Origin of the sequence: Bradyrhizobium sp. 23, assembly GCF_023073295.1 — a bacterium.
Lineage (GTDB): Bacteria > Pseudomonadota > Alphaproteobacteria > Rhizobiales > Xanthobacteraceae > Bradyrhizobium > Bradyrhizobium canariense_D.
The window spans coordinates 144,333-155,177 of the sequence record NZ_JADPJF010000148.1 but is presented as its reverse complement, the minus strand read 5'-3'; the positions used below and the strand labels follow the sequence as shown (position 1 = coordinate 155,177).

The 10,845-nt window shown below is 65.3% G+C and carries 8 protein-coding genes; 1 reads left to right on the top strand and 7 read right to left on the bottom strand.

The genetic code is table 11. From position 1 onward, the window contains the following. Positions 1-141: 141 nt before the first annotated feature. A complete protein-coding gene (locus tag IVB32_RS34060) occupies positions 142-2,505 on the bottom strand; it encodes a transketolase (RefSeq protein WP_247300272.1) in 2,364 nt (787 codons plus the stop codon). A gap of 133 nt (positions 2,506-2,638) precedes the next feature. Here IVB32_RS34060 and IVB32_RS34055 point away from each other — a divergent pair, with 133 nt between their 5' ends. After that, positions 2,639-3,100, top strand: coding sequence for an Lrp/AsnC family transcriptional regulator (locus IVB32_RS34055; RefSeq protein WP_014497003.1), 462 nt, complete (start codon positions 2,639-2,641; stop codon positions 3,098-3,100). A gap of 4 nt (positions 3,101-3,104) precedes the next feature. Here IVB32_RS34055 and IVB32_RS34050 read toward each other — a convergent pair whose 3' ends face one another. The 6 genes from IVB32_RS34050 to IVB32_RS34025 form a co-directional block, all read right to left on the bottom strand. Then, on the bottom strand, positions 3,105-4,175 hold the full coding sequence (locus IVB32_RS34050; RefSeq protein ID WP_247367070.1) for a zinc-binding dehydrogenase: 1,071 nt from the start codon (positions 4,173-4,175) through the stop codon (positions 3,105-3,107). A 59-nt stretch (positions 4,176-4,234) separates the two neighbouring features. Next, positions 4,235-5,176: a DMT family transporter gene (locus tag IVB32_RS34045; protein ID WP_018457082.1), complete on the bottom strand. Its 942-nt coding sequence runs from the start codon at positions 5,174-5,176 to the stop codon at positions 4,235-4,237. Positions 5,177-5,361: 185 nt separating this feature from the next. Further along, positions 5,362-6,201: an aldo/keto reductase gene (locus tag IVB32_RS34040; RefSeq protein ID WP_247300276.1), complete on the bottom strand. Its 840-nt coding sequence runs from the start codon at positions 6,199-6,201 to the stop codon at positions 5,362-5,364. A 45-nt stretch (positions 6,202-6,246) separates the two neighbouring features. After that, the gene (locus IVB32_RS34035) at positions 6,247-7,149 is read right to left on the bottom strand and encodes an SMP-30/gluconolactonase/LRE family protein (RefSeq protein WP_247300320.1); all 903 of its coding nucleotides are present in this window, start codon (positions 7,147-7,149) and stop codon (positions 6,247-6,249) included. A 232-nt stretch (positions 7,150-7,381) separates the two neighbouring features. Beyond that, the gene (locus tag IVB32_RS34030; RefSeq protein WP_085362270.1) at positions 7,382-10,087 is read right to left on the bottom strand and encodes a nitrate reductase; all 2,706 of its coding nucleotides are present in this window, start codon (positions 10,085-10,087) and stop codon (positions 7,382-7,384) included. A 15-nt stretch (positions 10,088-10,102) separates the two neighbouring features. After that, on the bottom strand, positions 10,103-10,845 hold a 743-nt coding region (locus IVB32_RS34025; protein ID WP_247412820.1), incomplete at its 5' end, for an FAD-dependent oxidoreductase.

Genomic DNA, 10,845 nt, shown 5'->3' with positions numbered 1-10,845 from the left:
ATTGAACCCGCCATATGCGGGGCCAGCATTGCGGCGGACGGAGGTTATATGAGCCGATGGCGGAGGGGTGGCAAGGTCTCGATTGCCCTCGTCCTGACCTAGTGCGCAATTGCGCACGGTGGCCAGGACGACGACGGAGAACTACACCGCCATCTTTCGATGCAACACCGGCGCGCCGGTGGTGAGGCTTTCGGCCGCATCGATGATGGCGTTGGCGTCAATGCCGTGGTGGCGGTAGAGGTCTGCGATGGTGCCGGTCTGGCCGAACTGCTCGACGCCGAGCGCCTCGACGCGATGGCCGCGGATGCTGCCGAGCCAGCCGAGCGCCGCCGGATGGCCGTCGATCACCGTCACGATGCCGCAGTCGCGCGGCAGCGGTGCGAGCAGTTTTTCGATGTGGCTGAGATGCTGCACGCCGCGCCGATCACGGCGCAACTTCCGTGCGGCCGTCCATCCCGCATGCAGACGATCCGCGGACGTGATCGCGAGCAGGCCGATGTCGCGCCGGCTCTCGCCAATGAGGCCGGTCGCTTCGATCGCTTCTGGCGCCACGGCGCCGGTATAGGCGATGACGGCTTCGGCATTGGGCCCCGGCTTGCGCAACCAATACGCGCCGTCGGTGATGCCCTGTGCAAGCTCGGGCGTCATGATCCGCTGCGCCTGCTCGATCGAGCGCGTCGAGAGCCGCAGATAGACCGAGCCGCCCTCACCCGGATCGCGCTGCATGTGATTGAAGCCCCACCCCATGATCACGGCGAGCTCGTCGACAAAGGCCGGCTCGAACGAGGCAAGGCCATCCTGCGCCATGCCGATCAAAGGGGTTGCGATCGACTGATGCGCGCCGCCTTCGGGCGCGAGCGTGATACCTGAGGGGGTCGCCGCCACCATGAAGCGCGCATCCTGGTAACAGGCATAGTTCAGCGCATCGAGACCGCGCTCGATGAAGGGATCGTAGAGCGTGCCGACCGGCAGCAGCCGCTCGCCGTTGATCTGGTGCGACAGGCCGAGCGCCGAGAGCATGATGAACAGGTTCATCTCGGCGATGCCGAGTTCGAGATGCTGGCCCTTGGGCGAGAAGTCCCAGTTGAAGGTGGATGGAATTTTCTCGCTGCGGAATAAGTCCGCCTTCTCGCCGCGCGCAAACAGGCCGCGCCGGTTCACCCACGGACCGAGATTGGTCGAGACGGTGACGTCAGGCGATGTCGTCACGATGCGCTTGGCGAGCTCGCTGTCGCCGCGCGCGATCTCGTTCAGCACCAGCCCAAAACCCTGCTGGGTCGACATCTGCGGCGCCGGCTTGAAGGCAAGCTGCGACGGCACCTCGATAACAGGCGCGGTGAGCCGGCGGCCGTCCTGGTTGAACGGCACGCCCGCGAGGAAGGCGTCGAGCTCGGCGGCACTTTGCGCGAGACCCTCGTATCTGTCCCATTCGTGTCCGGGCCGGATGTTCTGGCTGTCGCGATATTTCTCCATCTGCGCGACCGTCATTAGGCCGGCATGATTGTCCTTGTGGCCCTGGAACGGCAGGCCGACGCCCTTGATGGTGTAGGCGATGAAGCAGACCGGGCGGTCGTGGTCGATGGATTCGAAGGCGTCCAGCATGCTCGCCATGTCATGGCCGCCGAGGTTCGACATCAGCGCCAGCAGCTCGTCGTCGCTGCGCCTGTCGATCAGCTTGGTGATGGGGCCCTGATCGCCGATCTCGTCGTGCAAATGCTTGCGGAACGCCGCGCCGCCCTGAAAACACAATGCGGCGTAGAGTGCGTTCGGACAATTGTCGATCCAGCGCTTCAGCGCCTCGCCGCCAGCTTCCGCAAAGGCCTCGCGCATCAGGCGGCCATATTTCACGATCACCACGTCCCAGCCGAAATTGCGGAACACGGTCTCGAACTTCTCCCAGAGGCCTTCGCGGACGACGGCGTCGAGCGACTGCCTGTTGTAGTCGACCACCCACCAGGTGTTGCGCAGGCCGTGCTTCCAGCCCTCCGCCAGCGCCTCGAAGATGTTGCCCTCGTCCATCTCGGCATCGCCGACCAGAGCGATCATCCGCCCTTCGCGGCGATCCTTCATCCAGCCATGTGCCTTGACGTAGTCCTGCACCAGCGAGGCGAACAGCGTCTGCGCCACGCCAAGGCCGACCGAGCCGGTGGAGAAATCGACGTCGTCGACGTCCTTGGTGCGCGAGGGATAGGACTGCGCGCCCTTGAAGCCACGAAAATTCTCCAGCTTCTCGCGGCTCTGCCGGCCGAACAGATACTGGATGGCGTGGAACACCGGGCTCGCATGCGGCTTCACCGCGACGCGATCTTCGGGCTTCAGCACGTGGAAATACAGCGCCGACATGATGGTGGCGAGCGAGGCCGACGAGGCCTGATGTCCCCCGACTTTCAGGCCGTCCGCATTCGGGCGGATGTGGTTGGCGTGATGGATGGTCCATGACGACAGCCACAGCGTCTTGCGGGCCAGCGCGGTCAAGGTGTCGAGGCGGGCGGTATCAACGGGCATGGCAATGCTCCCGGAAAACAGGTGCCCGATGATACCCCTGCAGGAAGCGCCAAACTTCTCAATTTTTCGCGCGCTACCAGCCAATATTGGGATAGCTTACCAATCAGCCGACAAAAACGACAGGTTCATCCCAATGCCCGACCTCGACGCCATTGACCGAAAAATCCTCGCTCTGCTCCAGAACGACAGCCGCCTGACCATGCAGGAACTGGCCGACAAGGTCGGGCTGTCGGTGTCGCCATGCCATCGCCGGGTCAAGCTGCTCGAGGAACGCGGCGTCATCTCGCGCTACATCGCGACCGTGGACCAGAAGGCGCTGGGGCTGCATGTCAGCGTCTTCATCTCGATCAAGCTGGCGCGGCAGAAGGAGGAGGACCTCAACCGCTTCGCGCGCGCGATCTCGAAATGGGACGAGGTGCTGGAATGCTATCTGATGACCGGCAATCGCGACTATCTCTTGCGCGTGGTCGCCGCCGACCTGGCCTCCTACGAGACTTTCCTGAAGACCAAGCTGACCCGGCTCGACGGCATCGCCTCGATCGAGTCCAGCTTTGCGCTCAGCCAGGTGAAATATTCGATCGCGCTGCCGGTGTAAGGCATCACGGCCACGGCTGCACGATGATCTTGGTGTGAGCCTCAGGATTGGCGAGATCGGCGAAAGCCTTTGCAACGCCGTCGATGCCGACTTCCGCCGTCACCATTGCCGCCGCATCCACCTGCCCCTCCGCGATCAGGCGCAGTGACGCCGCGAATTCGTCCGGCGTGTAGCCGAGCACATACTGGACGTTGAGCTCTTTCATGATGCCGAGCATGGGCTCGCTCCTGTCGGTCTCCATGCACACACCGACCACGACGATCCTCGCATCGCGCGGAGCGCCCTCGAACACCTGCTGCAAGAGACCGGGCACGCCAACGCATTCGAAGATGATCGCGGGTTTGAGCGCGGGCAGCAACGGCGGCCGCGCGGCCTTCTCCGCCTCCGACATCTGCGCATGCTCGGCCCAGGTCAGATAGGGCTGCGACACCCGTGGATCCACGACGACATCGGCGCCGAGCTTTGCCGCAAGCGCGCGCCGCGCCGGCGAATAGTCGGCGGCGACGATCGGATGCAGGCCCTTGAGCTTCAGCGCCGCAATCGCCGCGAGCCCGACCGGGCCGCAGCCGATCACGAGCGGCACTTCGCCGCCTCGGATGTTGGCCTTGGCGACCGCGTGAACGCCGACCGCGAGCGGTTCGGTGAGCGCGGCATGCTCCGGCGCGAGACCGTTGGGCACCTCGAGCAGCAGCGCTTCGCTCAACAGCATCGCCTCGGCATAGCCGCCAATATTGTCGTTGGAGTAACCGATGCCTTCGATGCCCTGCGGCGTTACGAGGGCTGGCAGCGAGCAGACGCGCGTGCCCGACTTGAGCTTGCGCACGGTCCCCGGGCCGAAGTCGACGATCTCGCAGCAGAACTCGTGGCCGAACACGACGTCGCGGGCGAGATCCATCGGCTTGCGGCCGGTCTTTCGCGCCATCTCCGCCATACGGTGGGCGTGCTGGCGCGCGTGCAGATCGGAGCCGCAGATGCCGCAGGCGAGCGTCTTGACCAGCACCTGGCCGGGGCCGGGCTTCGGCTCGGCCATCCGGTCGACGACAATCTCACCGTTCCTGAAAATCGCAGCGCGCATCCGGCTCCTCCCGTCTTGTTGGAGCCGTCGATAGCACGAAGCGGACGCGCGAACTTGCGTCAGGGGTTCGGGGAACGCTCTTCCAGGATCAGGAGCTGGGCGCGGCGGATGCGCTCGCGATGGGCGATGTAGAGGCCGCTGGCGACGATGAAGGCCGCACCGGTGACGGTCCAGACATCAGGCACTTCGCCGAACAGGAAGAAGCCGAGGATGCTGACCCACAGCAACTGCGTGTAGGAGAACGGCGCCAGTACCGAGGCATCGCCGTAGCGATAGGCCAGCACGATGATCCACTGGCCGACGGTGGAGGCGACGCCGATCACGATGCCAAGCCCGATCGCCGTCCAGGTCGGCGTGACCCAGACGAACGGTACCATCAGGGAGAGGATCGCAACGCCCGTCAGCGCCGAATAGGCCATCGTGGTGAGGACGGCTTCACGCCCGCTCATCATGCGCGTCAGGATCAGCGCCGCGGCCCAGCAGAACGCCGAGACGATCGGGAAGAAGGCGGCGGCGTGAAACGCGCTGGAGCCCGGGCGCAGGATGATCAGCACGCCGGTCAGGCCGATCGCGGTCGCGATCCAACGGCGCATGCCGACCTTCTCGCTCAGGAAGACGATCGAGAGCGCGGTGACGAACAGCGGCGAGACGAAGCCGGTCGCGGACGCTTCTGCGATCGGCAGGAAGCTCAGGCCGGTGATGAAGAACAGCGAAGAGCCGAGCAATGCCGCGCCGCGCATCAACTGCAGGCCGAGGCGCTCGGTGCGCATCGCATGGAGCGGCGAGCCCGGCAGCATCACCGGCGTGAACATCAGCGCAAACGTCACGAAGCGGATCCAGGTGATCTCGATCGACGGCAGGCTCGACGACAGATATTTCGCGGTAACATCGGAGCAGCCGAGAAAGATCGTCGACAGCAGCACCAGCGCGATGCCTTTGAACGGGTGATCGACGCGCGCCGGCGCCCGTCGCGCCTGCGGCTTCTTTTCCGGCATGGGCATGGGAATACTGTCGAGCCTTGCGGCTGCGGCGGGCGGCGGGGTCACGGCTGGAACCTAGGAATGCGAATCGGGAATGATCGTAAAAAACGATAATTGCGCCGCTTTCACAACTTCCGAAAACAGGATGCCGATATGCGCTCACGTCCGCGCACGTCAAGACTCCATTAATAACGGGCGTTTGTGCACTACAGCATGGGCAGGCCGCGCGGCTTCGGACCGCGCGGAAACGCCGCATCGAGCGCCGCGATCTCGTCTTTCGTCAGCACCAGATCGCCGGCCGCAGCATTGTCGCCGGCATGTTCCGCGGACGACGCCTTCGGGATCGCGAACACCGTAGTTGCACGGGTGAGGAAGCTCAGTGCGACCTGGCGCGGCGTCGCGCGACGCGCCTCCGCGATGCGCGCCAGCACCGCGCCGCCCTTGCTGTTGCTCGCAGGGAAATCATCGTGGCCGAATGGCGAATAGGCGACCACGGCGACACCATGCCGTTCGCACCACGGGATCACCGCGTGCTCAATCGCGCGTTCCTTCAGATGATAGAGCACCTGATTGCAGGCGATGCGGTGTTCGCCGGCGGCGTCGAGGATCTCGTCGAGATCATCGGCATCGAAATTGGAGACGCCCCAGGATTTGATCTTGCCGGCCTTCACCAGTTCCTCGAATGCGGCGACGGTGTCCTCCAGCGGATACGAGCCGCGCCAATGCAGCAGATAGCAGTCGAGCCGATCGGTTTTCAGCCGCTTCAGCGAGCGCTCACAGGCGGTGATGGTTCCGCGGCGCGAGGCGTTGCTCGGCAGCACCTTTGACACCAAGAAAACCTCGTCGCGTCGGCCCGCGATCGCATCCCCAATGACGAGTTCGGCATCGCCATACATCTCGGCGGTATCGATGTGGGTCATGCCGAGGTCGAGCCCGCGCTGAAGCGCCGCGATCGCGCGCTTGCGATCGCCATGGTCGAGATACCATGTGCCCTGCCCGATGACGGAGACGCTGGCACCCGTTTTGCCGAAGGGTTTCGTGTTCATATTTGCTCCGATACCACTCGTTCGCTGAGGCAACCGCCGTCGCGCTCAAGAGTTCAATACGCCGATGTCAGCGACCAATACGCTACCGGTTGCGGACTCCGTGATGTAGAGCCGATCCTTCTTCGCGCCACCAATGGCGACATTGGTGCAATTCGGACCTGCACACGACTTGACCCGCGCAATCAATTCGCCGTTGGGCGCGAACACGAAGACATGGCCGAGTGAGGCGTGACCGACGAACAGGCGGCCCTTGGCATCCATTGTCATGCCATCAGGGCCGCTGGTGCCGAACAGCGAGCAGAAGCGGCCAACCTTCGACACGCTGCCGTCCTTCATGAACGGCAGCCGCCACACCGCGTTGTCGCGCGTCATCGCGACGAACAGCACGGTCTCGGTTGGATCGAGCACCAGGCCATTCGGGCTGATACCAGTGTCGATCAGGCAATCGAGCCGGCCGCTTTGCGTCAGGCGATAGACGCGGCCGCTGGGGTCATGCAGGCCGGTCTGTCCCTGGTCGGTGAAATAGATGTCGCCGTTGGACGCGAGATGCAGATCGTTGCAGCCCCGGAAAGACTCCGAGTTGCGCGAGGTCAGCACCGGCGCAATGCGCCCTGCCCTGGCGTCGAACTCCATGATGCCGTGCCTGTAGTCGGCGACCAGGATGCGGCCGTCGGCCGCGATCTTCAGCCCGTTCGGCCAGCCCTCATATTCAATCGCCAGCGACCACTCGCCGTCAGGCGCAATGCGGAAGATGCGGCCGAAGGGAATGTCGACGATGTAGAGATTGGCATCCTTGTCGAACGACGGCCCTTCGATGAAGGAATCCGTCGGCACACCGGGCCGGTTGGCATCGGCCCAATCGGTGCGCTCGCCCTTGCGGCGGAATTTGTCGGGCATGGCGGAAAAGAGCCTGGTCTCGATCAGGCGCGGCGGCGTTTCCAGGTACATCATTGTTGTTTTTGCGTGTTGAGGGCGAGAGCGCGGCACCATAGGGCACAATGAGGCGTGCGTCGATTGGGCCGAAGCATAGCGCCCCGCCCTCGCTGTCATTCCCCGCGAAAGCAGGGAATCCAGTACGCAGTGGCCTTAGCGCTTGATCACAGGCGTCTCGGCGTACTGGATCGCCCGGTCAAGCCGGGCGATGACGGCGGAGTATGCGCGACGACCGAGAAAGTCGCCCCTACCCCGCCGCGCCCGCGTGCTTGGCATGCTTCGCCGGCGCAATTTCGGTCGTCGCGATCAGGCGCTTCAGCTCGGGGATGCAGGAGCCGCAATTGGTGCCGGCCTTGAGCTTTGCGCCGATCTCGGCGGCTGTGCGCGCGCCTGCGGCGATGGTGTCGCAGATGGTGCCGCGGCCGACGCCGAAGCAGGCACAGACGACAGGACCGGTCGAAGCCGCGCCCTCGCTCGACTTGCCGGACAGCAGCATGCGCCGCTGCTCATCGGTGACGTGATCGGCCACGAACAGGCTCTTCACCACCTCCCAGTCCCCGGCATCATGCGCGGGGCCGACGAACAGGCAGGTTTCGATGCGGTCGCCGGCAAACGAGGCCGCGCGATAAACGCCGCCGCCGAGGTCGCGATAGTCGGCGACGTCCTCGCCGGCAACGCCACCGAGCCAGGCCGGCCAGCGCGACAGGTCCGCATTGTCGGCGAAGAGGTAGCCGAAGCCGCCGGTAACAGTGACGCGGGTCCACATCAGGTTCGGTGGCAGCTCCAGCTGCTTGCGCGACAACGCAAAGCCGCGGAAAACGTATTCATAAGGCGAAATCGCCGCCGGTGTCGCCTTCGACTCCGGCTGCCCCGAGAACGGATCGGTGAACGGTGCGACCAGCGCCCCGACGCGACCGTGCGAGGCGTTCATCGCACTCCAGTGGATCGGCGCGAACAGCGTGCCGCGCTGCTGGTGGTCGCTGACGACGACCTTGAGGGTGCACTGGCCGTAGTCGGTGGTGATGCGGGCATAGCCGTCATGAACGACGTTGTATCTGCCGGCGTCATCGGGATGAATCTCGACGAACGGCTCGGGCAGATGCGCGCCGAGCCGCGGGCTGAGGCCCGTGCGCGTCATGGTGTGCCACTGGTCGCGGATGCGCCCGGTGTTGAGCCGCAGCGGCCGCGACGGCCCGGTCTCGCCGCGCAGCGCCGGCACCTCCGGCGCGACGAAGCGGCCCTTGCCGTCATTGGTGAAGAACCCGCCGGCCGCGAAGAAGCGCTCGCCGGGCGCCTGGCCTTCGCGCGCGGGCCACTGCACGGGCTTCAACGCGTCGAAGCCCTCGTCGGACAGCGAGGTCAGCGCGCCGATATCGAAGTCGCGGCTGCCATCGTTCTCGAACGCCGAGAGCGCGGCGTGCTCGCGAAAGATGTCGGCTGCGGATTTGTAATTAAAACTGTCGCCGAAGCCGAGGCGTTTTGCGGTTTCGCTCAGGATCCACCAGTCCGGCCGCGCCTCGCCGGGCGCCGGCAGGAACGAACGCTGGCGCGAGATCCGGCGCTCGGAATTGGTCACGGTGCCCGACTTCTCGCCCCAGGCGAGCGCGGGCAGCAGCACGTGCGGGCCAGCATCGACCGTGTCGTTGGAGAGCACGTTCTCGGAGACCACGAACAGCTCGAGCTTCTTCAGCGCCTCGCGCACGAAGTCCGCGTCGGGCAGCGACACCGCGGGGTTGGTGCCCATCACCCACAGCGCCTTAACCTCGCCGCGGTTGATGGCTTCGAACAGCTGCACCGCCTTCAACCCTTCATGGGTGGCGATGCGCGGCGCCTTCCAGAACCGCCGCACGCGATCGATGTCCGGCGGCGTGAAGTTCATGTGTGCGGCGAGCTGGTTGGCGAGGCCGCCGACCTCGCGGCCGCCCATCGCGTTGGGCTGGCCGGTGAGCGAGAACGGCGAGGCACCGGGCTTGCCGATGCGCCCCGTGGCGAGATGGCAGTTCAGGATCGCGTTGACCTTGTCGGTGCCCTGCGCCGACTGATTGACACCCTGCGAGTACAGCGTGACGACGCGGGGCGTGTCACGGAACATCTTGAAGAAGGTGGCAACGTCCTGCTCGGAGAGGCCGGTCGCCAGTGCGGTCGCCGTGATGCTGCCGGCGATGCTGCGTGCGCGCGCCAGCGCGTCGTCAAAACCCGACGTGTTTTGCCCGATGTAGTCCTGATCCAGGGCCCCATTGTCGGCGAGGTGAACGAACAGGCCGGAGAACAACGCCGTGTCGGTGCCGGGCTTGAGGCCGAGGAACAGATCGACGTCGGTCGCGGTGTCGGTGCGGCGCGGATCGATCACGATCATGCGCGCGCCGCGCTCCTGCCGGTTCTTCAGCATGCGCTGGAACAGCACGGGATGGCACCAGGCGGCATTCGAGCCGACGAACACCAGAAGATCGGCCTGGTCGAGATCCTCGTAGCAGCCGGGCACGGTGTCGGCGCCGAAGGCGCGGCGGTGACCGGCGACCGATGACGACATGCAGAGCCGCGAATTGGTGTCGACGTTCGCAGTGCCGACAAAGCCCTTCATCAGCTTGTTGGCGACGTAATAGTCCTCGGTCAGCAGCTGGCCCGAGAGATAGAATGCGACCGCGTCGGCGCCGTCGCGCGCGACGATGTGCTGCATGCGGTGGGCGACGTGATCGAGCGCATCGCTCCAGGCGACGCGTTCGAGCACGCCCTTGCAGCGGATCATCGGATAGAGCAGCCGGCTTTCGAGCCCGACCGTCTCGCCGAGCGCCGAGCCCTTGGAGCACAGCCGGCCGAAATTGGCAGGATGATCGGGATCGCCCGCGATCGCCGCGCCGCCCTTGCCGTCTGGCGTCGCCAGCACGCCGCAGCCGACGCCGCAATACGGACAGGTCGTTTTGGTAGCGCGGAGCGTGGGATCGATCGCCGTCATATCGAGCCGCCTCAATCAAGCCGCTTTGGAGGGACGCGCGAGCGCGCGGCCGAACATCATGTCGGTGCGGATCGCCGCCACCTTGTCACGATTGCGGATCAGCTCGAGATACCAGAGCGCATCGACGGTATCGCCGATCAGCACCGCGCCGGTGAGCCGGCCGTCGGAGATGACGAGCTTCTTGTAGGTGCCGCGCCTGCGGTCTGACAGCACGAGGCTCTCGCTGCCCTCCCCGCCCATGAAGTCGCCCGCGGAGAATACGCTGACGCCCGACACCTTCAGATTGGTCGAGACCACGCTGCCCTGATAGGCCGCGGGACGGCCCGCGAGATGCCGCGCCAGCACGCGCGCCTGCTCGTAGGCAGGCTCGACGAGGCCGTAGCAGGTGCCGCGATGCTCGGCGCATTCGCCAAGCGCGTAGATATCGGGTGACGCCGTCTGCATCTCGTCGTTGACGACGATGCCGCGGTTGACTGCGATGCCGGCGTCCTTTGCGAGCGCAATGTTGGGCCTGATGCCGGCGGCGAAGATCACCGCATCGGCCTCGATGCGGCTGCCGTCGGCAAGCTCGACCGCTTGGACATGACCTTCGCCGTGGATGCGCGCTGTGGATGCATTGAGCAGGATACGAATGCCCTTGCGCTCGACCAGTGTCTTGAGCAGGTCCGCGGCGGAGGCATCGAGCTGGCGCTCCATCAGCCGGTCCATCAGGTGCAGCAGCGTCACCGGCGCTCCGGCCTTGGCGAGGCCGTAGGCCG

Bases quoted from the DNA above. Each gene is read 5' to 3' on its own strand.
- IVB32_RS34060 (WP_247300272.1), bottom strand. From the start codon at position 2,505: ATGCCCGTTGATACCGCCCGCCTCGACACCTTGACCGCGCTGGCCCGC.
- IVB32_RS34055 (WP_014497003.1), top strand. From the start codon at position 2,639: ATGCCCGACCTCGACGCCATTGACCGAAAAATCCTCGCTCTGCTCCAG.
- IVB32_RS34050 (WP_247367070.1), bottom strand. From the start codon at position 4,175: ATGCGCGCTGCGATTTTCAGGAACGGTGAGATTGTCGTCGACCGGATG.
- IVB32_RS34045 (WP_018457082.1), bottom strand. From the start codon at position 5,176: ATGCCCATGCCGGAAAAGAAGCCGCAGGCGCGACGGGCGCCGGCGCGC.
- IVB32_RS34040 (WP_247300276.1), bottom strand. From the start codon at position 6,201: ATGAACACGAAACCCTTCGGCAAAACGGGTGCCAGCGTCTCCGTCATC.
- IVB32_RS34035 (WP_247300320.1), bottom strand. From the start codon at position 7,149: ATGTACCTGGAAACGCCGCCGCGCCTGATCGAGACCAGGCTCTTTTCC.
- IVB32_RS34030 (WP_085362270.1), bottom strand. From the start codon at position 10,087: ATGACGGCGATCGATCCCACGCTCCGCGCTACCAAAACGACCTGTCCG.